21 protein-coding genes are annotated in these 26,465 nt (G+C 57.1%); 15 read left to right on the forward strand and 6 right to left on the reverse strand.

All coding sequences use genetic code 11. The annotated features are described in order from the left end of the window. Nucleotides 1-13 precede the first annotated feature (13 nt). From thiB to thiQ, 3 genes are read left to right on the forward strand one after another with little or no spacing between them, the layout of a single operon-like run. Complete coding sequence (gene thiB / locus ACOTW6_RS13635; RefSeq protein ID WP_062932367.1) at nt 14-997, forward strand: thiamine ABC transporter substrate binding subunit; 984 nt, start codon at nt 14-16, stop codon at nt 995-997. Beyond that, a complete protein-coding gene (thiP, locus tag ACOTW6_RS13640) occupies nt 973-2,583 on the forward strand; it encodes a thiamine/thiamine pyrophosphate ABC transporter permease ThiP (protein WP_213789055.1) in 1,611 nt (536 codons plus the stop codon). The genes thiB and thiP overlap by 25 nt, the downstream gene beginning before the upstream one ends. Then, nucleotides 2,567-3,268 carry a thiamine ABC transporter ATP-binding protein ThiQ gene (thiQ, locus tag ACOTW6_RS13645; protein WP_047055968.1) on the forward strand — a complete coding sequence of 234 codons (702 nt, stop codon included), beginning with the start codon at nt 2,567-2,569 and terminating at the stop codon, nt 3,266-3,268. Before thiP ends, thiQ begins: the two co-directional genes overlap by 17 nt. 43 nt (nt 3,269-3,311) lie before the next feature. Here the strand turns inward: thiQ and ACOTW6_RS13650 are convergent, their stop codons facing one another. Next, the gene (locus ACOTW6_RS13650) at nt 3,312-4,079 is read right to left on the reverse strand and encodes a DedA family protein (protein ID WP_015572658.1); all 768 of its coding nucleotides are present in this window, start codon (nt 4,077-4,079) and stop codon (nt 3,312-3,314) included. A gap of 118 nt (nt 4,080-4,197) precedes the next feature. Further along, nucleotides 4,198-5,043 (reverse strand): arabinose operon transcriptional regulator AraC, encoded by an 846-nt coding sequence (gene araC, locus ACOTW6_RS13655; protein WP_003856402.1) that lies wholly within the window; start codon nt 5,041-5,043, stop codon nt 4,198-4,200. A 337-nt stretch (nt 5,044-5,380) separates the two neighbouring features. Here araC and araB point away from each other — a divergent pair, with 337 nt between their 5' ends. The 6 genes from araB to rluA all read left to right on the forward strand — a co-directional run bounded on the left by araB (nt 5,381) and on the right by rluA (nt 15,565). Further along, nucleotides 5,381-7,090 carry a ribulokinase gene (gene araB, locus ACOTW6_RS13660; RefSeq protein ID WP_047051335.1) on the forward strand — a complete coding sequence of 570 codons (1,710 nt, stop codon included), beginning with the start codon at nt 5,381-5,383 and terminating at the stop codon, nt 7,088-7,090. A gap of 10 nt (nt 7,091-7,100) precedes the next feature. Next, nucleotides 7,101-8,603 carry an L-arabinose isomerase gene (gene araA, locus ACOTW6_RS13665; protein ID WP_062932369.1) on the forward strand — a complete coding sequence of 501 codons (1,503 nt, stop codon included), beginning with the start codon at nt 7,101-7,103 and terminating at the stop codon, nt 8,601-8,603. A gap of 86 nt (nt 8,604-8,689) precedes the next feature. Next, complete coding sequence (araD, locus tag ACOTW6_RS13670; RefSeq protein WP_061856021.1) at nt 8,690-9,385, forward strand: L-ribulose-5-phosphate 4-epimerase; 696 nt, start codon at nt 8,690-8,692, stop codon at nt 9,383-9,385. A 116-nt stretch (nt 9,386-9,501) separates the two neighbouring features. After that, entirely contained in the window at nt 9,502-11,859 is a 2,358-nt protein-coding gene (polB, locus tag ACOTW6_RS13675) for a DNA polymerase II (protein ID WP_116329840.1), read from the forward strand. A 127-nt stretch (nt 11,860-11,986) separates the two neighbouring features. Further along, the gene (rapA, locus tag ACOTW6_RS13680; RefSeq protein WP_213789056.1) at nt 11,987-14,893 is read left to right on the forward strand and encodes an RNA polymerase-associated protein RapA; all 2,907 of its coding nucleotides are present in this window, start codon (nt 11,987-11,989) and stop codon (nt 14,891-14,893) included. A 12-nt stretch (nt 14,894-14,905) separates the two neighbouring features. After that, entirely contained in the window at nt 14,906-15,565 is a 660-nt protein-coding gene (gene rluA / locus ACOTW6_RS13685) for a bifunctional tRNA pseudouridine(32) synthase/23S rRNA pseudouridine(746) synthase RluA (RefSeq protein WP_062932371.1), read from the forward strand. Between the two features lie 31 nt (nt 15,566-15,596). Here rluA and djlA read toward each other — a convergent pair whose 3' ends face one another. Next, nucleotides 15,597-16,412 carry a co-chaperone DjlA gene (djlA, locus tag ACOTW6_RS13690; protein ID WP_015572652.1) on the reverse strand — a complete coding sequence of 272 codons (816 nt, stop codon included), beginning with the start codon at nt 16,410-16,412 and terminating at the stop codon, nt 15,597-15,599. 239 nt (nt 16,413-16,651) lie between these two features. Here djlA and lptD point away from each other — a divergent pair, with 239 nt between their 5' ends. The 6 genes from lptD to apaH are packed head-to-tail and all read left to right on the forward strand — an operon-like array spanning nt 16,652 to nt 23,387. After that, a complete protein-coding gene (gene lptD, locus ACOTW6_RS13695; RefSeq protein WP_062932372.1) occupies nt 16,652-19,009 on the forward strand; it encodes an LPS assembly protein LptD in 2,358 nt (785 codons plus the stop codon). A gap of 53 nt (nt 19,010-19,062) precedes the next feature. Next, nucleotides 19,063-20,349: a peptidylprolyl isomerase SurA gene (surA, locus tag ACOTW6_RS13700; protein WP_047051347.1), complete on the forward strand. Its 1,287-nt coding sequence runs from the start codon at nt 19,063-19,065 to the stop codon at nt 20,347-20,349. Then, the gene (pdxA, locus tag ACOTW6_RS13705) at nt 20,349-21,335 is read left to right on the forward strand and encodes a 4-hydroxythreonine-4-phosphate dehydrogenase PdxA (protein WP_017694531.1); all 987 of its coding nucleotides are present in this window, start codon (nt 20,349-20,351) and stop codon (nt 21,333-21,335) included. The genes surA and pdxA overlap by 1 nt, the downstream gene beginning before the upstream one ends. Next, nucleotides 21,332-22,153 (forward strand): 16S rRNA (adenine(1518)-N(6)/adenine(1519)-N(6))-dimethyltransferase RsmA, encoded by an 822-nt coding sequence (rsmA, locus tag ACOTW6_RS13710; protein WP_003856423.1) that lies wholly within the window; start codon nt 21,332-21,334, stop codon nt 22,151-22,153. The genes pdxA and rsmA overlap by 4 nt, the downstream gene beginning before the upstream one ends. A 3-nt stretch (nt 22,154-22,156) precedes the next feature. Next, on the forward strand, nt 22,157-22,534 hold the full coding sequence (gene apaG, locus ACOTW6_RS13715) for a Co2+/Mg2+ efflux protein ApaG (RefSeq protein WP_003856425.1): 378 nt from the start codon (nt 22,157-22,159) through the stop codon (nt 22,532-22,534). A gap of 4 nt (nt 22,535-22,538) precedes the next feature. Continuing rightward, a complete protein-coding gene (gene apaH / locus ACOTW6_RS13720; RefSeq protein ID WP_062932373.1) occupies nt 22,539-23,387 on the forward strand; it encodes a bis(5'-nucleosyl)-tetraphosphatase (symmetrical) ApaH in 849 nt (282 codons plus the stop codon). 38 nt (nt 23,388-23,425) lie between these two features. Here apaH and folA read toward each other — a convergent pair whose 3' ends face one another. From folA to kefF, 3 genes are all read right to left on the reverse strand, one after another. Continuing rightward, complete coding sequence (gene folA / locus ACOTW6_RS13725) at nt 23,426-23,905, reverse strand: type 3 dihydrofolate reductase (protein ID WP_003856431.1); 480 nt, start codon at nt 23,903-23,905, stop codon at nt 23,426-23,428. 114 nt (nt 23,906-24,019) lie between these two features. Beyond that, nucleotides 24,020-25,885 carry a glutathione-regulated potassium-efflux system protein KefC gene (gene kefC / locus ACOTW6_RS13730; RefSeq protein ID WP_062932374.1) on the reverse strand — a complete coding sequence of 622 codons (1,866 nt, stop codon included), beginning with the start codon at nt 25,883-25,885 and terminating at the stop codon, nt 24,020-24,022. Continuing rightward, the gene (gene kefF / locus ACOTW6_RS13735) at nt 25,878-26,408 is read right to left on the reverse strand and encodes a glutathione-regulated potassium-efflux system oxidoreductase KefF (RefSeq protein WP_062932375.1); all 531 of its coding nucleotides are present in this window, start codon (nt 26,406-26,408) and stop codon (nt 25,878-25,880) included. The genes kefC and kefF overlap by 8 nt, the downstream gene beginning before the upstream one ends. Nucleotides 26,409-26,465: the final 57 nt, after the last annotated feature.

The raw sequence follows: 26,465 nt of genomic DNA on the forward strand, positions 1-26,465 counted from the left end.
CCTGAGGTGCAAAGTGTTAAAGAACGTTCTTCCTCTGCTGGCGCTGGTTGCGCTGCCTGTTTTTGCAAAGCCTGTTCTGACGGTCTACACCTACGACTCCTTCTCCGCCGACTGGGGCCCCGGCCCGGTGGTAAAAAAAGCCTTTGAAGCCGACTGCAACTGCGAGCTGAAATTCGTGGCGCTGGAAGATGGCGTCTCGCTGCTCAACCGTCTGCGCATGGAAGGCAAAAACAGCAAAGCCGACGTGGTGCTCGGGCTGGATAACAACCTGCTGGAAGCCGCCACCCAAACCAGACTGTTCGCCAAAAGCGGCGTGGCGGCAGATGCCGTCAACGTACCGGGCGGCTGGAAGAACGACACCTTCGTTCCCTTTGATTACGGTTACTTTGCGTTTGTCTACGATAAAAACAAGCTGAAGAATCCGCCTAAAAGCCTGAAAGATCTGGTTGAAAGTGACCAGAAGTGGCGCGTGATTTACGAAGATCCGCGCACCAGCACGCCGGGTCTGGGGCTGCTGCTGTGGATGCAGAAAGTCTACGGGGATAAAGCGCCGGAAGCGTGGCAGAAGCTGGCCGCCAAAACCGTTACCGTCACCAAAGGCTGGAGCGAAGCCTACGGCCTGTTCCTGAAAGGCGAAAGCGATCTGGTGCTGAGCTACACGACCTCTCCGGCCTACCACATTATCGCCGAGAAGAAAGACAACTACGCCGCCGCGAACTTTGCTGAAGGGCATTATTTGCAGGTGGAAGTGGCCGCCCGCACCGCTGCGAGCAAACAGCCGGAGCTTGCCGAAAAATTCCTGAAATTTATGATCTCCCCGGCTTTCCAGAACGCTATTCCGACAGGCAACTGGATGTACCCGGTCACTGACGTTGCGCTGCCGGCGGGCTTTGAGCAGCTAAACAAACCGCAAACCTCTCTGGAATTTACGCCGCAGCAGGTTGCCGCCCAGCGTGCCGCATGGATAAGTGAATGGCAACGCGCCGTCAGCCGCTGATCCCCGGCTGGTTAATTCCCGGGCTGCTCGCCGCCATACTGATGGTGGTCGTCAGCCTGGGTGCATTCCTTGCGCTGTGGTTTAACGCGCCCGAGAGCGATCTGCTTGCCCTCTGGCACGACAGCTATCTCTGGCACGTCATCCGTTTCTCCTTCTGGCAGGCGTTTCTCTCCGCGCTGCTGTCGGCGATCCCGGCCATTTTCCTCGCGCGCGCCCTCTATCGCAGACGTTTCCCCGGCAGGCTTGCCCTGCTGCGGCTGTGCGCGATGACGCTGATCCTGCCCGTACTGGTGGCGGTGTTCGGCATTCTGAGCGTCTACGGTCGGCAGGGCTGGCTGGCATCCCTCTTCAACCTGCTTGGTCTGGAATGGACCTTCTCCCCTTACGGCCTGAAAGGCATTCTGCTGGCGCATATTTTTTTCAATATGCCGATGGCGACGCGCCTCTTTTTACAGGCGCTGGAAAACATTCCCGGTGAGCAGCGCCAGATTGCCGCCCAGCTTGGCATGCGCGGCTGGTCGTTCTTCCGCTTTGTCGAATGGCCGTGGCTGCGACGCCAGATTGCCCCGGTGGCCGCGCTAATCTTTATGCTCTGCTTCGCCAGCTTCGCGACCGTGCTTTCTCTCGGCGGCGGGCCGCAGGCTACCACCATTGAGCTGGCGATCTATCAGGCCTTAAGTTACGACTATGATCCGGGCCGCGCCGCGCTGCTGGCGATGGTGCAGATGGTCTGCTGTCTGGCGCTGGTGTTACTCTGCCAGCGGCTAAGTAAAGCGATCCCCACAGGCAGCAACAACTTGACGGGCTGGCGCGATCCGCAGGACAGCCTGCACAGCCGCATCGCGGATTTTATGCTAATCGCACTGGCACTCCTGCTTCTGTTGCCCCCGCTGCTGGCCGTTATCGTTGATGGCCTGAATCGCAATGTGTTGTCGGTACTGCAACAGCCTGTCCTGTGGCAGGCGACGTGGACCTCATTGCGCATCGCGCTGGCAGCCGGGATCCTGTGCGTGATCCTGACCATGATGCTGCTCTGGAGCAGCCGCGAGCTGTACGCGCGTCATGCCCGTAAAGCCGCACACGCGCTGGAGCTGACGGGTATGCTGATCCTGGCGATGCCGGGCATTGTGCTGGCGACCGGATTCTTTTTACTGTTCAACAGCACCATCGGCCTGCCGGAAAGCGCCGACGGCATCGTCATTTTTACCAACGCACTGATGGCCATCCCTTACGCGCTCAAGGTGCTGGAAAACCCGATGCGCGACGTCAACAGCCGCTACAGTTTGCTGTGTCAGTCGCTGGGCATGCAGGGCTGGCAGCGTCTGAAGGTGGTCGAACTGCGCGCGCTAAAGCGTCCGCTGGCCCAGGCGCTGGCGTTTGCCTGCGTGCTGTCGATTGGCGATTTTGGCGTTGTGGCCCTCTTTGGCAACGAGGATTTCCGCACGCTGCCGTTCTGGCTTTATCAGCAAATTGGCTCCTATCGTAGCCAGGACGGCGCCGTCACGGCACTTTTACTGCTGGTGCTGTGCTTTGCGTTATTTACCGTTATCGAAAAACTTCCGGGGCGTGATGTTAAAACTGACTGATGTAACCTGGCTTTATGAGCACCTGCCAATGCGTTTTACCCTCTCCGTTCGTCAGGGAGAGCGAATCGCAGTGCTTGGCCCCAGCGGGGCCGGAAAAAGTACCCTGCTCAATCTGATTGCCGGTTTTTTGCAGCCTGCCAGCGGGTCGATCGTCATTGATAATGGCGAATATACCTACGCTCCGCCGGCTAAGCGCCCGGTGTCGATGCTGTTTCAGGAAAACAATCTGTTCAATCATCTTACGGTGTGGCAGAACATCGCGCTGGGTATGGATCCGGGGTTAAAACTCAGTGTTGCGCAGCGTCAGACGCTGGAGGCGATCGCCGAACAAATGGGCCTGGCTGCGTTTATCAACAGACTACCGGGTGAGCTTTCCGGCGGCCAGCGCCAGCGCGTGGCGCTGGCGCGCTGTCTGGTGCGCAAGCAGCCGCTGCTGCTGCTCGACGAACCCTTTTCGGCGCTCGACCCGGCCCTGCGTCAGGAGATGCTCTCGCTGGTTGAGGAGGTTTGCGAGCGCGAGCAACTGACGATGCTGATGGTTTCGCATAGCATCGAAGATGCCGCACGCATCGCGCCGCGATCGGTGGTGATCGCGGAGGGACGTATTTTGTGGGATGGGGAAACAGAAGAACTTCTGAGTGGTAAGGCGGGGGCGTCTTCATTGTTGGGTATTCGTGCGGTCTGATGCCCTCACCCTGGCCCTCTCCCACAGGGAGAGGGAAAACACCTTAACGGCTCACCACCTTCAACAGGATCTCACCGTACACCGGCATCAGCGGGTGGCGAATCAGCGCCACCAGCGCCACGACAGCCACCCCCAGCGTCAGCGGGGCCAGCCAGAGCAGGCGAGAGCGCGGAAGATAGCGCGTCAGGCGATCAACACTGGCTTTCGCGCTGCGCCACAGGCGCCAGCAGAGCCAGACCGCCAGCCACAGCAGCACCGCCGTGCCCAGCAGCAGCCACTTGAACTCACCGCTTTGCATACCGTCAGGAATATCGATGGCCGCGCCTGCGAGGATCCCCGGCAGGAAGTAGAACGGCGGCCAGAAGACACAGCCGATGATGTTCGGCACCACAAACTTCGCGACGGGCAGATCCAGCATCCCGGCCACCATCGGCACCAGCGGGCGTGTTGGGCCAACAAAGCGCCCCACAAGGATAGTGAACATGCTGTGCTGGTGCAGCGCGTGCTCGGTTTTATCCAGCAGTGCTTTGTTCTTTTTCATGAACGACCAGCGGTGCAGCGGCTTCTTAAAGCGCCAGCCCAGCCAGAAGGAGATCCAGTCCCCAAGCAAACAACCGATGATACCGGCCATCCACGCCTGCCAGAAATTGACCTCTCCGCTGCCGATAAGCGCCCCAAGCCCCGCCATCATCACGGTGCCGGGCAGGATCAGCCCGACCAGCGCCAGCGACTCCAGAAACGCCACCAGCGCCACGGCGATGAGCGAATACATAACGGACTGGGTAATAAAATGTTCCAGCAATGCCTGCATAACTATTCCGGTCAGAAAACGAATCAGCGATTCTGCTTAGCGCCCTGCACCGCGTCAAGGCATCAATTGTCTGAATAGTTTACAAGATGCGCCTGAAGTTCACCTGAATGTTTACCGATTATTCACATCCCGCACGGAATTCGCTCGGGCTGGCACCGGTGCACTTCTTAAACACGCGAGAGAAATAGAGCTGATCTTCAAAGCCGACGTTACGCCCGACGGTGGCGATAGGCATTCGGGTGGTGCTGAGCAGCAGTTTCGCCTGGCTGATGCGCTGATCCTCACGCCAGCTGAGTACGCTCACGCCAAGCTGCTGGCGGAACAGATGAGAGAGCCGTGACGGCGACAGGCACACATGCTGGGCGACGCTGGCAATATCAAACTGGCTGTCGGCAAGGTGGTCGCTGATGTACTGGCAGGCGTCGCGGACGCGGTTGTCCAGCGGCGGATTAAGCGACTCGTTAATGGCCTCCATGCGGCGCAGCAGCACCTGTTCAAGCAGGTTGATCGCCAGCAGTTCGGCGTAGCGCCCGCCCGCCTGCCCTGCCTCAATAATCTGTGCGAACAGCTCACGGAACTGCGCCAGATGCGCCTCATCCGGGCGATATAAACCGGTATGGGCGAAAATGGCCGGCCACGAGAGCCACTCCTGCCAGTAGGCGCGCGGACGGAAATAGACCCACTGGTGATACCACTCTTTGGCATCCGGGTGGCGCCCGTAGTGGTGGATCTCCCCCGGCGGGAACAGCAGCATATCACCGGGGCGGCAGATAAACTGCTGATCCCCGTTTTTGACGACCCCTTCTCCGCGTACGGTCAGGTTCAGGATATATCCCTTCATGCCAAGAGGGCGATCGACGTAAAAATCGAGATATCCCTCGGCCTCAATTGGCGTCAGCCCCGCCACCAGATGGGCGTTAAATGAGTAGCCCGGCAGTAAGGGATCGTTTTGCGGTTCGGCCATAGATTCAGTTCTCCCAAGGGTCCTGAAGGAAACCAATTGTCCATATCGATAAAAGCAGTATAAAAATGGCTCGTGAAAAGATCCAAAAAGCAACACGCCTCTTTTACGTCCGCCATGTTTCAGCCTTTTCCCCTGATTTCTCCGCCAGTACTGGCAGATAAGCAGTAACAAAAGTGTCTATAAGTGCGGCAGAAATGTCCACATAGAATATTTGCACGGCGTCACACTTTGCGTGGCTACAGCAATTTAGTCCATAAGATTAGCGGATCCTGCCTGACGATTTTTGTCCCCAGTCTCTAATGTTCTTCCATACCTGTTTTTTGGATGGAGCAACACCATGGCAATTGCAATTGGCCTCGATTTTGGCAGCGACTCAGTTCGCGCGCTGGCAGTGGACTGTACGACTGGCCAGGAGATAGCAACCAGCGTTGAGTGGTATCCGCGCTGGCAAGAGGGGCGCTACTGCGATGCGCCGAACAACCAGTTCCGCCACCACCCGCGTGATTACATTGAATCAATGGAAGCGGCGATCAAAACCGTGCTGGCAGAGCTGACGGACGCCCAGCGGGCCGATGTCGTGGGGATTGGCGTCGACAGCACTGGCTCAACGCCTGCCCCTGTCGATGCCGAAGGCCGCGTATTGGCGCTGCGACCGGAGTTTGCCGACAACCCGAACGCCATGTTTGTGCTGTGGAAAGACCATACCGCCGTGGAAGAGGCGGAAGCCATCACCCGCTTATGCCATCAGCCGGGCAAAACTGACTACTCACGGTATATCGGCGGGATTTACTCCAGCGAGTGGTTCTGGGCCAAGATCCTGCACGTTACCCGCGCGGATGCGTCGGTCGCACAGGCAGCGGCGTCATGGATTGAGCTGTGCGACTGGGTTCCAGCCCTGCTCTCCGGCACCACGCGTCCGCAGGATATTCGCCGGGGCCGTTGCAGCGCCGGGCATAAATCGCTGTGGCATGAAAGCTGGGGCGGTCTGCCTCCGGCAGCGTTCTTCGATGAACTCGACCCGATCATCAACAAAAACCTGACATACCCGCTGTTTACCGACACCTTCACCGCCGATATTCCGGTCGGCACGCTCTGCGAAGAGTGGGCGAAACGCCTCGGTCTGCCGCAAAACGTGACCATTTCCGGCGGCGCGTTCGACTGCCATATGGGGGCCGTGGGCGCGGGTGCGCAGCCCAACACGCTGGTAAAAGTTATCGGCACCTCCACCTGTGACATTCTGACGGCAGATAAAGCCAGCGTCGGCGACCGCGCGGTGAAAGGCATCTGCGGTCAGGTTGACGGCAGCGTGGTGCCTGATTTTATCGGCCTCGAAGCGGGCCAGTCTGCCTTCGGCGATATCTACGCCTGGTTTGGCCGCGTGCTCGGCTGGCCGCTGGATCAGCTGGCTGCCGCGCATCCTGAACTGAAAACGCAGATTACGGCGAGCAAAAAACAGCTCCTGCCGCAGCTCACCGACGCCTGGGCAAAAAATCCGTCTCTCGACCACCTGCCGGTGGTGCTGGACTGGTTCAACGGGCGTCGTACGCCGTTTGCCAACCAGCGTCTGAAAGGAGTGATTACCGATCTCAACCTGGCGACCGACGCGCCCGCGCTGTTTGGCGGCCTGATCGCTGCCACCGCGTTCGGCGCGCGCGCCATCATGGAGTGCTTCATCGACCAGGGCATTGACGTGAACAACGTGATGGCGCTGGGTGGGATCGCCCGTAAAAACCCGGTGATTATGCAGGCCTGCTGCGACGTGCTGAACCGGCCGCTGCAAATTGTGGCCTCCGATCAGTGCTGTGCGCTGGGCGCCGCGATTTTCGCTGCCGTGGCCGCAGGCGTCCATGCAGATATCCCGACCGCGCAACAGCATATGGCGAGCGCCGTCGAAAGTACGCTCCATCCGCAGACTCAGCAGGCACAACGCTTTGAACAGCTTTATCAGCGCTACCAGCAATGGGCAAAAAGCGCCGAACTTCACTATCTCCCTGTCGCCGCCCCGGCCAAAAGCACCGCGGACACTACGGCAACCCTGACACATTAAGGACACGATAATGACCATTTTTAATAATTATGAAGTGTGGTTTGTGATTGGCAGCCAGCATCTGTACGGACCGGAAGCGTTGCAGCAGGTGACGAAACACGCGGAGCACGTTGTGAATGCGCTGAACGCGGAAGCCAAACTGCCGTGCAAACTGGTGCTGAAGCCGCTGGGTACCACCCCGGACGAAATCACTAACATCTGCCGCGATGCCAATTACGATGACAAATGCGCTGGCCTGGTGGTGTGGCTGCACACCTTCTCGCCAGCAAAAATGTGGATCAACGGCCTGGCTATCCTCAACAAACCGCTGCTGCAATTCCACACGCAGTTCAACGCCTCCCTGCCGTGGGACAGCATCGACATGGACTTCATGAACCTGAACCAGACCGCGCACGGCGGCCGCGAGTTCGGCTTCATCGGCGCGCGCATGCGTCAACAGCATGCCGTGGTGACCGGCCACTGGCAGGACGGCCAGGCACAAAAACGCATTGGCTCCTGGATGCGTCAGGCGGTCTCTAAGCAGGACACCCGCTACCTGAAAGTGGTGCGTTTCGGCGACAACATGCGCGAAGTGGCAGTCACCGACGGTGATAAAGTGGCCGCGCAGATTAAATTTGGCTTCTCCGTCAACACCTGGGCGGTGGGCGATCTGGTGCAGGTGGTGAATGACATCAGCGATGGCGACGTTAACGCGCTGGTGGACGAGTACGAAAGCAGCTACCGCCTGACGCCTGCGGCACAGGTCAACGGCGACAAGCGCCAGAACGTGCTGGATGCCGCACGTATTGAGCTGGGCATGAAGCGTTTTCTGGAACAGGGCGGCTTCCATGCCTTCACCACCACCTTTGAAGATCTCCACGGCCTGAAACAGCTCCCGGGTCTGGCGGTACAACGTCTGATGCAGCAGGGCTACGGCTTTGCGGGCGAAGGCGACTGGAAAACTGCCGCTCTGCTTCGCATCATGAAGGTGATGTCGACCGGTCTACAGGGCGGCACCTCTTTTATGGAGGACTACACCTACCACTTCGAGAACGGCAACGATCTGGTGCTCGGCTCGCACATGCTGGAAGTGTGTCCATCCATCGCGGTGGAAGAGAAACCGATCCTCGACGTGCAGTACCTCGGCATTGGCGGCAAAGCGGATCCGGCCCGTCTGATCTTCAACACCCGTACCGGCCCGGCCATTAACGCCAGCCTGATCGACCTCGGCGACCGGTTCCGCCTGCTGGTGAACTGCGTCGATGCGGTTGAAACCCCGCATTCTCTGCCGAAGCTGCCGGTCGCCAACGCTTTGTGGAAAGCGCAGCCTGACCTGCCAACCGCGTCGGAAGCCTGGATCCTGGCCGGCGGCGCGCACCACACCGTATTCAGCCACGCGCTTGACCTGAACGATATGCGCCAGTTCGCCGAGCTGCACGACATCGAACTGACCGTGATTGATAACGACACCCGTCTGCCAGCCTTTAAAGACGGGCTGCGCTGGAACGAAGTCTATTACGGTTCAAAACGCTAAGCCCTGAATGCCCGGTGGCACTTCGTTTACCGGGCCTACGGTTCTGTAGGCCGGATAAGCGCAGCGCCATCCGGCAGGAGACGACAATGTTAGAAGATCTCAAACGTCAGGTACTCGAAGCCAACCTGGCGCTGCCAAAACATAACCTCGTAACCCTGACCTGGGGCAACGTCAGCGCCGTTGACCGGGAAAAAGGGGTGTTCGTGATCAAGCCTTCCGGCGTGGATTACACGGTAATGACCGCAGAAGATATGGTGGTGGTCAGCATCGAAACGGGTGAAGTGGTTGAAGGCAATAAAAAGCCCTCCTCCGATACGCCAACCCATCGCCTGCTCTACCGCTCATTCCCAACCATCGGCGGGATTGTGCATACCCATTCGCGTCACGCGACCATCTGGGCGCAGGCGGGCCAGCCTATTCCGGCCACCGGCACCACCCACGCGGACTACTTCTACGGCACCATTCCCTGCACACGTCTGATGACCGATGCGGAGATCAACGGTGAGTACGAATGGGAAACAGGGAACGTGATTGTCGAAACCTTCGAAAAACAGGGAATCGACGCGGCGCAAATGCCCGGCGTGCTGGTGCACTCCCACGGCCCGTTTGCCTGGGGTAAAAACGCGGAGGACGCGGTGCACAACGCGATCGTGCTGGAGGAAGTCGCCTACATGGGGATCTTCTGCCGCCAGCTTGCGCCGCAGCTGCCGGATATGCAGCAAACCCTGCTGGATAAGCATTACCTGCGTAAGCACGGCGCGAAGGCGTATTACGGGCAATAGATTGTAGGCCGGATAAGCGCAGCGCCATCCGGCTAAACAGACACTGTATAAAACCCCAGCAAACACCCCTCAACCAGGCTATAATCAGGCCTGGTTTTGTTTTATGGGATATCGGCGTGACGCAGGCGCAAGAAGGCTTTTTACTGACCAGACACTGGCGGGATACCCCTCAGGGTACTGAGGTTGAATTCTGGCTGGCAACGGACAACGGCCCGCTAAACGTTACGCTCCCGCCGCAGGAGTCCGTGGCCTTTATTCCTGAAGCTCACGTCGAGAAAGTGAAGCAACTGCTGCACGGCGAAAACAACTGGCGCCTTACGCCGCTTCAGCTGAAAGATTTCCATCGCCAGCCGGTTTATGGCCTCTACTGCCGCGCCCATCGCCAGTTAATGCGCTATGAAAAACTGCTCCGTGAAGCGGGCGTGACGCTTTACGAGGCCGACATCCGCCCGCCTGAACGCTTTCTGATGGAGCGGTTTATCACCGCCCCCGTCTGGGTAGATGGCGCCGCGCAAAACGGCAGGATCGTTAACGCGCGCCTGAAGCCTAATCCGCACTATCGCCCGCCGCTAAAGTGGGTGTCGCTGGATATTGAAACCACCCGCCACGGCGAACTGTACTGCATCGGTCTGGAAGGCTGCGGGCAGCGGGTTGTCTATATGCTCGGGCCGCCGAACGGCGATGCGTCCGCGCTGGATTTTCATCTGGAGTACGTCAACAGCCGCCCGCAGCTGCTGGAGAAGCTTAACCAGTGGTTTGCCGAGCACGATCCGGACGTGCTGATCGGCTGGAACGTCGTGCAGTTTGACCTGCGCGTGCTGCAAAAACATGCCGAGCGTTACCGTATCCCGCTGATTCTGGGGCGCGGCAACAGCGAGCTGGAGTGGCGTGAGCACGGCTTTAAGAACGGTGTTTTCTTCGCGCAGGCCAATGGTCGCCTGATTATCGACGGCATCGAGGCGCTGAAATCCGCCTTCTGGAACTTCTCTTCCTTCTCGCTGGAAGCGGTCGCCCAGGAACTGCTCGGCGAAGGTAAATCCATCGACAATCCCTGGGACCGAATGGACGAGATCGACCGGCGTTTTAATGAAGATAAACCCGCGCTCGCCACCTATAACCTGAAAGATTGCGAGCTGGTGACGCATATCTTCCACAAAACCGAGATCATGCCCTTCCTGCTGGAACGCGCAACGGTGAACGGCCTTGCGGTCGACAGGCACGGCGGCTCGGTAGCGGCCTTCAGCCACCTCTATTTCCCACGGATGCACCGGGCGGGTTATGTCGCCCCTAACCTCGGCGACGTGCCGCCGCAGGCCAGCCCCGGCGGTTACGTGATGGATTCACGGCCCGGGCTGTATGACTCGGTGCTGGTGCTGGATTATAAAAGCCTGTACCCGTCCATTATCCGCACGTTTCTGATTGATCCGGTGGGGCTGGTGGAGGGGATGGCGCAGCCAGACGATGCGCACAGCACCGAAGGTTTTCTTGGAGCACGCTTCTCGCGGGAAAAACACTGCCTGCCCGAAATTGTGGGAAACATCTGGCACGGCCGCGACGAGGCGAAACGCCACGGCAACAAGCCGCTATCACAGGCGCTGAAAATCATTATGAACGCCTTTTACGGCGTGCTGGGTACCAGCGCCTGCCGCTTCTTTGATCCCCGTCTGGCGTCGTCCATCACCATGCGCGGGCACGACATTATGCGCCAGACCAAAGCGCTGATTGAATCCCGGGGCTATGACGTGATTTATGGCGATACCGACTCCACCTTTGTCTGGCTGAAAGCGGCCCATTCAGAGGACGCCGCCGCGCAAATCGGCAAAGAGCTGGTCGCCTACGTGAACGACTGGTGGCGCGAAAATTTGCAAAAAGAGCGGTTAACCAGCGCGTTAGAGCTGGAGTTTGAGACCCATTTTGCCCGCTTTTTAATGCCGACCATTCGCGGAACCGACCAGGGCAGCAAGAAGCGCTACGCCGGGCTGATTCAGGAAGGTGACACGCAGCGGATGGTCTTTAAAGGGCTGGAGACGGTGCGCACCGACTGGACGCCACTGGCGCAGCAGTTCCAGCAGACGCTCTACCTGCGGGTGTTTCGCAACGAGCCCTATCAGGACTACGTGCGCGAAACCATTGCCAGCCTGATGGCCGGTGAGCTGGATGACCAGCTGGTGTATCGCAAGCGCCTTCGCCGCCCGCTGGCGGAATATCAGCGTAATGTTCCCCCCCACGTACGCGCCGCGCGGCTGGCGGACGAAGAGAACGTTCGCCGGGGCCGTGCGCCGCAGTATCAAAACCGGGGGACGATCAAATACGTCTGGACAACTAACGGCCCGGAACCCGTTGATTACCAACAGTCTCCGCTTGATTACGATCACTACCTGACCCGCCAGCTTCAGCCGGTAGCGGAGGGAATTTTACCGTTCATCAATGACGACTTTGCTACACTAGTGACAGGACAACTTGGGCTATTTTGACGCGTGACGAAACCGTTGCCATCCAGTACCATAGCGCCCTTTCCATTCCCGGACCCATTTTTCGACGACCGTCTTTTTTGACGGGGTCGAACTATTGCCTGCAATTAAAGATTAGAGCCGAACAACTATGCCTTTTACACTTGGTCAACGCTGGATCAGCGATACAGAAAGCGAACTTGGATTAGGAACCGTCGTTGCCGTCGATGCGCGCATGGTTACCCTCCTTTTCCCTGCTACCGGTGAAAACCGCCTGTACGCTCGCAATGACTCCCCTGTTACCCGCGTAATGTTCAATCCGGGCGACACCGTGACCAGCCACGAAGGCTGGCAGCTGAAGGTTGAAGACGTAAAAGAAGAGAATGGACTGCTCGCCTACATCGGTACGCGTCTTGATACCGACGAGACGAATGTTATCCTGCGTGAAGTGCTGCTCGACAGCAAACTGGTTTTCAGCAAGCCGCAGGACCGTCTGTTTGCCGGGCAAATCGACCGAATGGATCGCTTCTCCCTGCGCTACCGCGCGCGTAAGTTCCAGAGTGAACAGTACCGCATGCCGTGGAGCGGCCTGCGCGGTCAGCGTACCAGCCTTATTCCCCATCAGCTGAATATCGCCCATGACGTGGGCCGTCGCCATGCGCCTCGCGTGCTGCTGGCTGACGAAGTGGGCCTGGGTAAAACCATCGAAGCAGGCATGATCCTGCACCAGCAGCTGCTCTCTGGCGCTGCCGAGCGCGTGCTGATTGTGGTGCCGGAAACGCTGCAACACCAGTGGCTGGTCGAGATGCTGCGCCGCTTTAACCTGCGCTTCTCCCTGTTCGACGACGAGCGCTATGCCGAAGCCCAGCACGACGCGGACAACCCGTTTGAAACCGAACAGCTGGTCATTTGTTCCCTGGACTTCGTGCGCCGCAGCAAGCAGCGCCTGGAGCACCTGTGCGACGCAGAATGGGATCTGCTGGTCGTCGACGAAGCACACCACCTGGTCTGGAGCGAAGATGCGCCAAGCCGTGAATACATGGCGATTGAGCAGCTTGCCGAGCGCGTACCGGGCGTTCTGCTTCTGACCGCCACTCCGGAGCAGCTGGGTCTTGAGAGCCACTTCGCCCGTCTGCGCCTGCTCGATCCGAACCGTTTCCACGATTTTGAGCAGTTTGTTGAAGAGCAGAAAAACTACCGTCCGGTGGCGGACGCCGTCGCGCTGCTGCTGGCCGGTAATCGTCTCTCTAATGATGAGCTTAACACTCTCAGCGATCTGATCGGCGAGCAGGATATTGAGCCGCTGCTTCAGGCCGCGAACAGCGACAGCGATAATGCGGGATCCGCGCGTAAAGAGCTGATCGACATGCTGATGGACCGTCACGGCACCAGCCGCGTGCTGTTCCGTAACACCCGTAACGGCGTGAAAGGCTTCCCGAAACGCGAGCTGCACACCATCAAACTGCCGCTGCCGACCCAGTACCAGACGGCGATTAAAGTCTCCGGCATTATGGGCACCCGTAAATCTGCGGAAGATCGCGCGCGCGACATGCTCTACCCTGAGCAGATTTATCAGGAATTTGAAGGCGACACCGGCACCTGGTGGAACTTCGATCCGCGCGTGGAGTGGTTGATGGGTTATCTGACCGCGCACCGTTCCCGGAAGGTGCTGGTGATCTGCGCCAAGGCAGCCACCGCCCTGCAACTTGAACAAGTGCTGCGCGAGCGCGAAGGTATTCGCGCCGCCGTGTTCCATGAAGGCATGTCTATTATCGAGCGCGACCGCGCTGCGGCGTGGTTTAGTGAAGAGGACAGCGGCGCGCAGGTTCTGCTGTGCTCCGAAATCGGTTCTGAAGGCCGTAACTTCCAGTTCGCCAGCAACCTGGTGATGTTCGATCTGCCGTTTAACCCGGATCTGCTGGAGCAGCGTATCGGCCGTCTGGATCGTATCGGTCAGGCGCACGATATTCAGATCCACGTTCCGTATCTGGAGAAAACCGCCCAGTCCGTTCTGGTTCGCTGGTACCACGAAGGCCTGGATGCGTTTGAACATACCTGCCCGACGGGCCGCACCATTTACGATCAGGTGCATGCGGATCTGATCGGTTACCTCGCGGCGCCGGAAAACACCGAGGGCTTTGATGAGCTGATCAAATCCTGTCGAGAGAAGCACGACGCGCTGAAAGCTCAGCTGGAGCAGGGGCGCGATCGCCTGCTGGAGATCCACTCCAACGGCGGTGAAAAAGCGCAGCAGCTGGCCGAAAGTATCGAAGAACAGGACGATGACACCAGCCTGATCAGCTTCTCCATGAACCTGTTCGACATCGTCGGCATTAACCAGGACGATCGCGGCGAGAACATGATCGTGCTGACCCCGTCCGATCATATGCTGGTGCCGGATTTCCCGGGCCTGCCGGAAGACGGCTGCACCATCACCTTTGAGCGTGATGTGGCGCTTTCCCGCGAAGATGCACAGTTCATCACCTGGGAGCACCCGCTGATCCGCAACGGTCTGGATCTGATCCTCTCCGGCGATACCGGCAGCAGCACCATCTCCCTGTTGAAGAACAAAGCCTTGCCTGTGGGCACGCTGCTGGTGGAGCTGATCTACGTTGTGGAAGCGCAGGCGCCGAAACAGCTTCAGCTTAACCGCTTCCTGCCGCCAACCCCGGTGCGTCTGCTGCTGGATAAAAACGGTACGAACCTGGCCAGCCAGGTGGAGTTTGAAAGCTTCAACCGTCAGCTGAGCGCGGTGAACCGCCATACCGGCAGTAAGCTGGTGAATGCGGTGCAGCAGGACGTGCATGCCATTCTGCAACTGGGTGAAGCCCAGGCCGAAAAAGCGGCCAGAGTGCTGATCGATGCGGCGCGTAGCGAAGCCGATGAGAAGCTTTCTGCCGAGCTGTCGCGTCTGGAAGCGTTGAAAGCAGTGAACCCTAACATTCGTGACGATGAGCTGGCCGCCATTGAGAGCAACCGCCAGCAGGTGCTGGAAAGCCTGAATCAGGCGGGGTGGCGTCTCGACGCCCTGCGTCTTATCGTTGTGACGCATCAGTAAGCGGAGCGCAAGATGGTAATGGAGCCCTACAATCCCCCGATGGATCCGTGGCTGGTCGTTCTGTATCAGGACGAGCACATTATGGTGGTTAACAAGCCGAGCGGCTTGTTGTCCGTGCCGGGGCGTCTGGAAGAGCATAAAGACAGCGTGATGACGCGTATCCAGCGTGATTATCCCCAGGCCGAGTCAGTCCATCGTCTGGATATGGCGACCAGCGGCGTGATTGTGGTGGCTCTGAATAAAGCGGCAGAACGTGAGCTGAAGCGTCAGTTCCGCGAGCGCGAGCCGAAGAAGCAGTATGTCGCCCGCGTCTGGGGCCATCCGGCGCAGGCGGAAGGGCTGGTGGATTTACCGCTGATTTGCGACTGGCCGAATCGGCCAAAGCAGAAGGTATGTTATGAAACCGGCAAGGCCGCGCAAACCGAGTATGAAGTGCTGGAGTACGCGCCGGATAACACCGCGCGCGTCCTGCTGAAGCCGATTACCGGGCGCTCCCACCAGCTGCGTGTGCATATGCTTGCGATGGGTCATCCGATTCTGGGGGACAGATTCTATGCGCCGCCGGAAGCGCTGGCGTTAGCGCCGCGCCTGCAACTGCATGCGCAGACGCTCACCATCACCCACCCTGCTTTCGGCAACGCCATGACGTTCAAAGCCCCGGTGGACTTCTGAAAAAATGGCCCGACTGTGTCGGGCCATTTTTTTATTTAAAACCTTTCTGCTCTTTAATCAGCTCGTAGGCTTTCTGGATTTCCTGCGCTTTTTGTTTCGCCATCTCCATCATCTCTGGCGGCAGGCCTTTCGCCACCAGCTTATCCGGATGGTGCTCGCTCATCAGCTTACGATAGGCGCGTTTGATGGTCGTGACATCGTCAGACGGCTTCACGCCGAGGACGTTACAGGCATCTTCAAGCGTAGGGCCACGCTGCGCCTGCTGCCAGCCGCCGCCGGACGATTGCTGCTGATAACCGCCGCCAAAGTGCGCGCCGCCCTGCATCATGCGCAGGAACTGATCGAACTGCATGCGGGAAATGCCCAGCTCTTCAGCAATCACATACAGGACGTCCCGTTCATTCGGATGCAGAGAGCCATCCGCGAAGGCGGCCTGGATTTGAATTTCCAGAAACATCCGAATTAAATCAAAACGCCCGAAACAGATGCTACGGAACTGCCGCATTTTTTCACGCAGCGGGTAGTGATCTGATTTACCAATCCGAAACGCATTCTGCGCCGCGATGCGGGATTCGCCGTGCAGATTCATGCGATCCATAAAGACGCTGGCCACCTGAATATCGGCTTCCGTTACGCGTCCTTTTGATTTGGTTAAGTGCCCCATCACCTCAAAGGTGGTGGAGAAAAAGAGTGACTGGCGCTCGCGCTGGTTGGCAAACCAGGCCATTTTGCGGCTGCGTGCTTTATCAAACATATGGCCGATAATGAGGCCAAGAACGACGCCCCAGAATCCGGCACCCATAATAATTGCGAACGCAACGCCGATTATTTTACCCCAATACTGCATATACTCCCCGAATGGTCATGTTCCTGGCCGACGCAACGCCATCATTACAGTGGTCGCGCCACGGTCAATTGAGGGACATCGCCTATAATTTGCATTATCATACTCGTCATTCGATAGCGAGCCTAACACTCTGGCGCGCAAACGGGCAGGATTAACGCTGGTACTGCGCTGATGAGTAAGATAGTCTCTGAGCGTTTGTAAGCCGTAGCCACTGATGACGGAACAATAAAATACAACGTATGAAAAAACGTATCCCCACCCTTCTGGCCACAATGATTGGCACCGCCCTGTATAGCCAACAGGGGCTCGCAGCCGATCTCGCCTCGCAGTGTATGCTTGGCGTCCCAAGTTACAATCGCCCACTGGTGAAAGGCGATACGAATGACTTACCCGTCACCATTAATGCCGACAGCGCAAAAGGTAATTATCCTGACAATGCGACCTTTACAGGCAATGTCGATATTAACCAGGGCAACAGTCGCCTGCTTGCTGACGAAGTGCAATTGCACCAGAAGCAACCGGAAGGTGCTCAGGCGCCTGTCCGTACGGTGGATGCGCTGGGTAATGTGCACTATGACGACAATCAGGTCATCCTGAAAGGTCCGAAAGCTTGGTCGAATCTGAATACCAAAGACACCAACGTCTGGGAAGGTGATTACCAGATGGTCGGTCGTCAGGGGCGCGGTACCGCAGACCTGATGAAGCAGCGCGGCGAAAACCGCTACACCATTCTCGAAAACGGCTCGTTTACCTCCTGTTTGCCAGGGTCAAATACCTGGAGCGTGGTGGGCAGTGAAGTGATCCACGACCGTGAAGAACAGGTTGCAGAGATCTGGAACGCCCGTTTTAAACTCGGCCCGGTGCCTATTTTCTATAGTCCTTACCTGCAACTGCCTGTGGGTGACAAACGTCGTTCAGGTTTCCTGATCCCGAACGCCAAGTACAGCACGTCGAACTACTTTGAGTTCTACCTGCCGTACTACTGGAACATTGCGCCCAACATGGACGCCACGATCACGCCGCACTATATCCATAAGCGCGGTAACATCATGTGGGAGAACGAATTCCGCTATCTGACCAAGGCGGGCACGGGTCTGATGGAATTTGATTATCTGCCATCAGATAAGGTGTTCCAGGACGAGCATCCGAGCGAAGGTGATAAGCACCGCTGGATGTACTACTGGAAGCACGCCGGGGTATTGGATCAGGTGTGGCGCTTCAACATCGACTACACCAAAGTCAGCGATCCGTATTATTTCAACGACTTTGATTCAAAATACGGCTCCAGTACCGACGGTTACGCCACGCAGAAATTCAGCGTGGGCTACGCCATTGAGAACTTTGACGCGACGGTGTCGACCAAACAGTTCCAGGTCTTTGATACGCAAACAAACAGTACCTACGGTGCAGAGCCGCAGCTGGACGTGAACTGGTACCAGAACGATGTGGGTCCTTTCGACACGCACGTTTACGCTCAGGCGGTCCATTTCGTCAACACCAACTCGGATATGCCGGAAGCTACGCGTCTGCATATCGAGCCGACGATCAATCTTCCGTGGTCAAACGACTGGGCGAGCCTGAATACTGAAGCCAAGATGATGGCCACCCACTACCAGCAGAAAAATATTGATAAATACAATGCGAACCCGAACAACGCGAACGATCTTGCAGATTCAGTAAACCGTGTACTCCCTCAGTTTAAAATGGACGGCAAGCTCATTTTCGAACGCGATATGGGCATGCTCGCGGATGGATATACCCAGACACTTGAGCCACGTATGCAGTATCTGTACGTGCCTTATCGCGATCAGAGCAAGATTCAAAACTACGACTCGTCCTTACTGCAATCTGACTATAGCGGCCTGTTCCGCGATCGTTCCTACGGCGGCCTTGACCGTATTGCGTCAGCTAACCAGTTAACGACCGGCGTCACAACGCGCATATATGATGATGCTGCCGTTGAACGTTTTAACGTTTCTGTTGGTCAAATCTACTATTTCACAGAATCACGCACTGGCGATGATAAAATTCAGTGGGAGAAAGACAACAAAACGGGCTCACTGGTATGGGCGGGCGACACTTACTGGCGCATGACGGATCGTTGGGGTCTGCGCGGTGGTGTTCAGTACGATACACGACTGGACAATATCGCGACGGGCAGCGCTGCCATCGAGTATCGTCGTGATGAGGACCGTATGTTGCAGTTGACATACCGTTACGCCAGCCCGGAATACATTCAGGCGACACTGCCTAATTATTCCGCTTCCGACCCATACAAAGACGGTATTTCACAGGTGGGTACCGCCGCGAGCTGGCCGATTGCCGATCGTTGGTCAGTCGTCGGAGCCTACTACTATGACACGAATGCCCAAAAACCTGCTGACCAGATGCTGGGTCTGCAATATAACTCCTGCTGTTACGCAATACGTGTCGGTTACGAACGCAAACTTAACGGCTGGGATACGCAAAACAGTCAGGGCAAATACGATAACGTGATTGGCTTTAATATCGAATTGCGCGGCCTGAGTTCTAACTACGGTCTGGGCACGCAGCAGATGCTGCGCTCGAACATTCTGCCGTATCGTAGTTCATTGTAATGTGCTTGATTTACAACGTAATCCGCTTTGCGGTTAATTGAAATGGAAAAAGTATGAAGAACTGGAAAACGCTGCTACTCGGTGTCGCTATGGTTGCGAATACCAGCTTCGCGGCCCCACAGGTTGTCGATAAAGTCGCGGCTGTGGTTAACAACGGCGTCGTGCTTGAAAGTGACGTTGACGGTTTGATGAAATCTGTAAAGCTCAACTCGGGCGAAGCAGGTCAACAGCTTCCGGATGACGCTACGCTGCGCCACCAGATCCTGGAACGTCTGATCATGGATCAGATTGTTCTTCAGATGGGCCAGAAAATGGGTGTGAAGATCTCTGACGAGCAGCTCGATCAGGCGATCGCCAACATTGCAAAGCAGAACAACATTACCCCGGACCAGATGCGTAGCCGCCTGGCCTATGACGGCATCAGCTACGCCACCTACCGTAATCAGATCCGTAAAGAGATGCTGATTTCAGAAGTGCGTAACAATGAAGTCCGCCGCCGCGTCACCATCCTGCCGCAGGAAGTGGATGCCCTGGCAAAACAGGTGGGGAATCAGAATGATGCCAGCACCGAGCTTAACCTGAGCCACATCCTGATCCCACTGCCGGAAAACCCAACCTCCGATCAGGCGGCTGAGGCGGAAAGCCAGGCGCGCGCTATCGTTGAGCAGGCGCGCAATGGCGATGACTTTGGCAAGCTGGCGATCACCTATTCCGCTGACCAGCAGGCGCTGAAAGGCGGCCAGATGGGCTGGGGCCGTATTCAGGAGCTGCCATCCCTGTTTGCCCAGGCGCTGAGCACGGCGAAGAAAGGCGACATCGTCGGTCCAATCCGTTCCGGTGTGGGCTTCCACATTCTGAAAGTGAATGACCTGCGCGGCCAGAGCCAGAACATTTCGGTTACCGAAGTACATGCGCGTCATATCCTGCTTAAGCCGTCTCCGATCATGACTGACGATCAGGCTCGTGCGAAGCTGGAACAGATCGCCGCAGACATCAAGAGCGGTAAAACCACCTTCGATAAAGCGGCAAAAGAGTTCTCTCAGGATCCTGGCTCTGCAAACCAGGGCGGTGACCTGGGTTGGGCGGCAGCGGATATTTACGATCCGGCTTTCCGCGATGCGTTAATGAAGCTGAATAAAGGCCAGATGAGCGCGCCGGTACACTCCTCCTTCGGCTGGCATCTGATCCAGCTGATGGACACGCGCAACGTGGATAAAACCGACGCGGCGCAGAAAGACCGTGCGTATCGCATGCTGTTTAACCGTAAGTTCTCTGAAGAAGCCGCAACCTGGATGCAGGAACAACGCGCCAGCGCTTACGTGAAAGTGTTGAGCAACTGATGATACCGCATCGTGTTGTGATCACCCCCGGCGAACCCGCCGGGATTGGGCCTGACCTTGTGGTTCAGCTCGCCCAGCGCAGCTGGCCGGTAGAGTTGGTTGTCTGCGCAGATGCAACACTGTTACAAGACCGGGCAGCCTTGCTCGGTCTGCCTTTAACGCTCCTCCCTTACGTTGAAGGCCAACAGCCCGCACCGCAGCAGGCGGGTACTCTCACCCTGCTTTCTGTTCCGCTCCGTGCGCCTGTTGTCCCCGGTGAGTTACACACTGAAAACGGCCACTACGTTGTCGAGACGCTGGCGCGCGCCTGTGACGGTTGCCTTCAGGGCGAATTTGCCGCCCTGATCACCGGTCCGGTGCATAAAGGCGTGATCAATGACGCGGGCATTCCGTTTACCGGGCATACCGAATTTTTCGAAGAGCGTTCGCACAGCCCGAAAGTGGTGATGATGCTGGCAACCGAAGCAATGCGCGTTGCGCTGGTAACAACGCACCTGCCGATCAAAGCCATTCCGGATGCCATTACGCCTGAACTCCTGCGTGAGATCATTGGCATTTTGCATCACGATCTGCAAACCAAATTCGGCATTCCGCAGCCGCATGTGCTGGTTTGCGGCCTGAATCCGCACGCGGGTGAAGGCGGACATATGGGCACCGAAGAGATCGACACCATCATTCCGGTGCTTGAGGAGATGCGGGCGAAGGGGATGAACCTCAGCGGGCCACTGCCTGCCGACACCCTTTTCCAGCCCAAATACCTGGATAATGCCGACGCCGTACTCGCGATGTACCACGATCAGGGTCTGCCCGTGCTAAAATACCAGGGCTTTGGCCGCGGGGTGAATATCACCCTCGGTTTACCCTTTATTCGAACGTCCGTTGACCACGGTACTGCGCTGGATCTGGCAGGCCAGGGAAAAGCGGATGTCGGCAGTTTTATTACGGCGCTTAATCTCGCCATCAAAATGATTGTTAATACTCAATGACTAATCGAGTCCATCAGGGCCACTTAGCCCGTAAACGCTTCGGGCAAAACTTCCTCAACGATCAGTTTGTGATCGACAGTATCGTTTCTGCCATTAATCCGCAGAAAGGCCAGGCCATGGTCGAAATCGGCCCGGGTCTTGCCGCGCTGACCGAGCCGGTAGGCGAACGCCTCGACGAACTGACCGTTATCGAACTCGACCGCGATCTGGCCGCGCGTCTGCAAACACACCCGTTCCTCGGGCCGAAGCTGACGATTTATCAGCAGGATGCGATGACCATGAACTTCGGCGAACTGTCAGAAAAAATGGGACAGCCGCTGCGCGTGTTCGGTAACCTGCCGTACAACATCTCCACCCCGCTGATGTTCCATCTGTTTAGCTATACTGATGCCATTGCCGACATGCACTTCATGTTGCAAAAAGAGGTCGTTAACCGTCTGGTTGCAGGGCCGAACAGTAAAGCGTATGGTCGTTTAAGCGTGATGGCGCAATATTACTGCAACGTGATCCCGGTATTAGAAGTACCGCCTTCCGCGTTCACGCCGCCGCCAAAAGTAGATTCTGCGGTTGTGCGCCTGGTGCCACATAAAACGATGCCGTACCCGGTCAAAGACCTGCGCGTGCTGAGCCGTATCACGACAGAAGCCTTTAACCAGCGCCGTAAAACGATTCGTAACAGCCTTGGCAATCTGTTTACCGTTGACGTATTAGCTGAGCTGGGCATCGACCCGGCAATGCGTGCGGAAAATATTTCCGTAGAGCAGTACTGCAAGCTGGCTAATTACATCAGCGACAATGCGCCGCCGAAGGAGAGCTAAGCCATGATTGATTCGCCCCGCGTCTGTGTTCAGGTTCAAAGCGTCTACATTGAGTCCCAATCCACACCGGATGAAGAACGCTTTGTCTTTGCTTATACCGTAACCATTCGCAATCTGGGGCGGATGCCTGTGCAACTGCTCGGGCGCTACTGGCTTATCACCAACGGCAATGGCCGTGAAATTGAAGTCCAGGGCGAAGGCGTGGTCGGTGAACAACCCCATATCGCCCCTGGCGAAGAGTATCAGTACACCAGCGGCGCGGTAATTGAAACGCCGCTGGGTACCATGCAAGGCCATTATGAAATGGTCGATGCCGACGGCAATGCTTTCCGCATTGCTATTCCCGTATTCCGTCTCGCCGTACCTACACTTATTCATTAATCTAATGTCTACATATCTGATTGGCGACGTTCACGGTTGCTACGATGAACTGATCGCATTATTAAAACAGGTCGACTTCACCCCCGGGCAGGACACGCTCTGGCTGACGGGCGACTTAGTGGCGCGCGGTCCCGGTTCCCTGGACGTCCTCCGCTATGTCAAATCGCTGGGTGACAGCGTGCGCATGGTGCTGGGCAACCACGATCTGCATCTGCTGGCCGTATACGCCGGGATCAGCCGTAATAAGCCGAAAGATCGCATTACCCCCCTGCTGGAAGCACCGGATGCCGATGAGTTGCTCAACTGGCTGCGTCGCCAGCCGCTGCTACAGATTGACGAAGAGAAAAAACTGGTGATGGCGCATGCCGGCATCACGCCTCAGTGGGATCTTGAGACGGCAAAAACCTGCGCGCGCGACGCCGAAGCGGTGCTGGCGAGCGACTCCTACCCGTTCTTCCTTGATGCGATGTACGGCGACATGCCAAATAACTGGAGTGATGACCTCAGCGGCCTGGCACGACTGCGTTTTATCACCAATGCTTTTACGCGCATGCGCTACTGCTTCCCGAACGGGCAGCTGGATATGTATTGCAAAGATACGCCGGAAAATGCGCCTGCGCCGCTTAAGCCGTGGTTTGCCATTCCTGGCCCCGTGACTGACGAATACAGCGTGGTATTTGGCCACTGGGCCTCGCTGGAAGGAAAAGGCACCCCGGAAAATATCTACGCGCTGGATACCGGATGCTGCTGGGGTGGGGATTTAACCTGCTTACGCTGGGAAGATAAAACTTACTTTGTGCAGCCATCCAACCGACAGCTGGACTTAGGTGAGGGTGAAGCGGTCGCTTCCTGAGGATGTTTATCCTCTCCCACCGGGAGAGGATAAAACCATTAACGACGTTCCAGAATTTCGAAGCAGTAGCTGTGCGAGTTCTGCGCATCCGCATCGTGAAACTCACTGAATACGGACTCCCACTCGTCCGGATCGTAATCCGGGAAATGGGTATCCCCTTCCACTTCCGCATCAATGTGCGTCAGATACAGTTTCTGCGCTTTAGGCAGGAACTGCTCATACACACGCCCCCCGCCGATCACCATGATCTCTTCGGCATCGCCGCAGGCGGCAATTGCTTCATCAACGGACTTAACCCACTGAACGCGATCGTCAGTGCCCGGCTGGCTACTGATCACAATATTCTTACGACCCGGCAGTGGACGACCAATCGACTCCCAGGTAAGGCGGCCCATCACTACCGGCTTGTTTAACGTAGTACGTTTAAACCATGCGAGATCGGCAGGCAGGTTCCACGGCATGGCGTTTTCCATGCCGATAACGCGGTCTACCGCCAGCGCTGCAATCAGACTGATCATTGAAAATTTCCCGGATGCAAAAAATTGCCGCCACTATACGGAAAGCTTAATCTTTCGTCGACTGGCGGCAGGGTAAAGAATTAGAAATTTTTTAATATTGCTGGCAACTCCACTTCACGCAGAGGGTTTACTCTCTGGTTCATCCGCAGGATCACCGGTATGCTTGCCCTCTTCCGTTCCTTGCCAGCCGTGGCGCTGAACCAGCGACAGGTGATTTCGATCCTCGTTGATGATCTCCGTCAGCATGGTGCTGGTGCGTTTAAACACCGCAGCGCGTTCGGTTGCCGTACTGCTCGCCATCGCCACCATCTCTTCCACCATCTCATGATTAAAACGGCGGAACAGATCGGCACGCTCACGCGCTTCATACGCGCCAAGTCCCAGGCTTTCCAGCGCCATGCGGCCAGATTTAAGCGCCCCTTCGAAGGTTTCACGTTCAGGGGCTGCCACACCCGCCTGACGCAGCTGGATGTAATGATCCACATCGCGCGCACGGGAGATAATGGTCAGATGCGGAAAATGCTCTTTAACCAGCTCAACCATCTGCATACTGGTCTCTGGATCGTCAATGGCATTAATCAACACCTCGGCTTTCGCCGCCCCGGCGGATTCCAGCAGATCAACTCGGGTCGCATCACCGTAAAACACTTTCATATCGAATTTACGCAGCGTATCGACATGGTCAGGATCGTGATCGAGGATAACCATTTTGACTCCGCTGGAGAGCAGTAAACGGCCAGTAATCTGCCCGAATCGGCCAAATCCGGCGATGATCACCCGCGGCTGCTCCTCGTCGATCTCATCGGCTTCTCGCTCCTGTTCGCTTCCCGCTTTCTCCAGACGCGTCAGCAGCACCAGCAGGATCGGCGTTGCGGCCATCGACAGCGCAACCGCCAGCGTCAGCGCTTTTGCCCATTCCGGATCAAGTACATTTGCCATCTGCGCTGCGCCAAAGACCACGAAAGCAAACTCACTCCCCTGCCCCAGCAGCACGGCAAACCAGCGGCGTTGCGGTTTTGGCACATTTAACGGGCGGGCAATCAGCCACAGCATCGCCATTTTAATGACCAGGAAACCCACCAGCAGAATGATGATGCGCAGCGGATGGGTTACCAGCGTCCCAAAGTCGATAGACATCCCGACGCCGATGAAAAACAGCCCCAGCAGCAATCCTTTAAACGGCTCGATATCGCTTTCCAGCGCGTGACGGTATTCGGAGCTTGCCAGTAAGACCCCCGCGAGGAAGGCGCCCATTGCCATCGACAGCCCGGCCTCTTCCAGCAGCAATCCAAAACCAAACACCAGGAATAACGCAACGGCGCTGAATACTTCGCGCAGGCCAGAGCGAGCCACAAAGCGCAGCAGCGGACGCGTTACGTAGCGACCAAGCAGAACAACCAGCGCCAGCGCACCGGCAACCTTCAGCGCTGATAAGGCAAATGCTCCCAGCGTCGTTGATGCGCCGCTGGCTGCCAGCAGCGGGATCATCGCCACCAGCGGGATGGCGGCAATATCCTGGAACAACAGTACGGAGAAGGTGCTGCGCCCCATTTGCGACACCGTCAGATTACGCTCGTTCATTGCCTGCATGGCAATCGCCGTCGAGGAGAGCGCCAGCGTCATGCCGATCAGCTCTGCGACTTTCCACTCCATCCCCAGCAGAATGCAGAACCCGCCCAACAGCAGACCGCAGGCCAGCATTTGCAGGGCGCCTCCGCCAAACACCGAGGCGCGCAGTTTCCACAGCCGCTGCGGATCCAGCTCCAGACCAATCACAAACAGCATCAGCACCACGCCGATCTCCGCAAAATGCAGGATCGACTCGGCGTCCGTCACCAGCCGAAAGCCCCAGGGGCCAATCACACATCCGGCAATCAGGTAGCCGAGCACCGAGCCCAGCCCCAGACGAACCGCCACGGGCACAATTAATGCCGCCGCGCCGAGGTAAATCAGCGCCTGTATCAGCGTATGGCTATCCATTGTGCGCCTCCTGCCACTCAAGTAAGCGTTGTTTGTAGTGACGAGCCTGCGCCTGCAAGGTTTCATCGTCGCAGACAAAGGTACAGTGCATCGTAAAAGGCGGAAGCCAGTTCAGACCGCAGTACAGGGCAGTAGCCTGGAGCGGCTGCGCCAGCACGTCAAATCCGGGGAAGGTGCCAATCTCAAAGTGGCTTTCCCCCCCGCCGGTGGTAACAGCCCACATCAGGCTTTTGCCATGAAGCGCGTTGCCGTTGTGTCCGTATGCCCAACCGTGGGAGAAAACTTTGTCGATCCACAATTTCAGCAGCGGAGGGGTGCTGTACCACTGCATCGGATGCTGCCAGACGATCAGATCGGCACGGGAGAGCGCCTCCTGTTCGGCGGCGACATCGATATTAAAATCGGGATAGAGTTGATAGAGGGAACGTATCTCTACGTTTTCGAGCGTCCTTGCCTGCTCAAGCATCCGCTTATTCGCATGCGAATGCTGCGGATAGGGGTGCGCATAAATTATCAGAATCATTGAGTAGCCTGTTGTTTTACCGCTTTCTTTTACCAGAAGAGTGTAGACAGTAATTCA

Origin of the sequence: Enterobacter cloacae complex sp. IR5403 (genome assembly GCF_049238705.1) — a bacterium.
In the GTDB taxonomy this organism is placed as follows: domain Bacteria; phylum Pseudomonadota; class Gammaproteobacteria; order Enterobacterales; family Enterobacteriaceae; genus Enterobacter; species Enterobacter hormaechei_C.

Bases quoted from the DNA above. Each gene is read 5' to 3' on its own strand.
- thiP (WP_213789055.1), top strand. From the start codon at position 973: ATGGCAACGCGCCGTCAGCCGCTGATCCCCGGCTGGTTAATTCCCGGG.
- kefF (WP_062932375.1), bottom strand. From the start codon at position 26,408: ATGATTCTGATAATTTATGCGCACCCCTATCCGCAGCATTCGCATGCG.
- rapA (WP_213789056.1), top strand. From the start codon at position 11,987: ATGCCTTTTACACTTGGTCAACGCTGGATCAGCGATACAGAAAGCGAA.
- rsmA (WP_003856423.1), top strand. From the start codon at position 21,332: ATGACTAATCGAGTCCATCAGGGCCACTTAGCCCGTAAACGCTTCGGG.
- araA (WP_062932369.1), top strand. From the start codon at position 7,101: ATGACCATTTTTAATAATTATGAAGTGTGGTTTGTGATTGGCAGCCAG.
- apaH (WP_062932373.1), top strand. From the start codon at position 22,539: ATGTCTACATATCTGATTGGCGACGTTCACGGTTGCTACGATGAACTG.
- rluA (WP_062932371.1), top strand. From the start codon at position 14,906: ATGGTAATGGAGCCCTACAATCCCCCGATGGATCCGTGGCTGGTCGTT.
- araD (WP_061856021.1), top strand. From the start codon at position 8,690: ATGTTAGAAGATCTCAAACGTCAGGTACTCGAAGCCAACCTGGCGCTG.
- thiQ (WP_047055968.1), top strand. From the start codon at position 2,567: ATGTTAAAACTGACTGATGTAACCTGGCTTTATGAGCACCTGCCAATG.
- araC (WP_003856402.1), bottom strand. From the start codon at position 5,043: ATGGCCGAACCGCAAAACGATCCCTTACTGCCGGGCTACTCATTTAAC.
- ACOTW6_RS13650 (WP_015572658.1), bottom strand. From the start codon at position 4,079: ATGCAGGCATTGCTGGAACATTTTATTACCCAGTCCGTTATGTATTCG.
- pdxA (WP_017694531.1), top strand. From the start codon at position 20,349: ATGATACCGCATCGTGTTGTGATCACCCCCGGCGAACCCGCCGGGATT.
- araB (WP_047051335.1), top strand. From the start codon at position 5,381: ATGGCAATTGCAATTGGCCTCGATTTTGGCAGCGACTCAGTTCGCGCG.
- lptD (WP_062932372.1), top strand. From the start codon at position 16,652: ATGAAAAAACGTATCCCCACCCTTCTGGCCACAATGATTGGCACCGCC.
- surA (WP_047051347.1), top strand. From the start codon at position 19,063: ATGAAGAACTGGAAAACGCTGCTACTCGGTGTCGCTATGGTTGCGAAT.
- djlA (WP_015572652.1), bottom strand. From the start codon at position 16,412: ATGCAGTATTGGGGTAAAATAATCGGCGTTGCGTTCGCAATTATTATG.
- kefC (WP_062932374.1), bottom strand. From the start codon at position 25,885: ATGGATAGCCATACGCTGATACAGGCGCTGATTTACCTCGGCGCGGCG.
- folA (WP_003856431.1), bottom strand. From the start codon at position 23,905: ATGATCAGTCTGATTGCAGCGCTGGCGGTAGACCGCGTTATCGGCATG.
- apaG (WP_003856425.1), top strand. From the start codon at position 22,157: ATGATTGATTCGCCCCGCGTCTGTGTTCAGGTTCAAAGCGTCTACATT.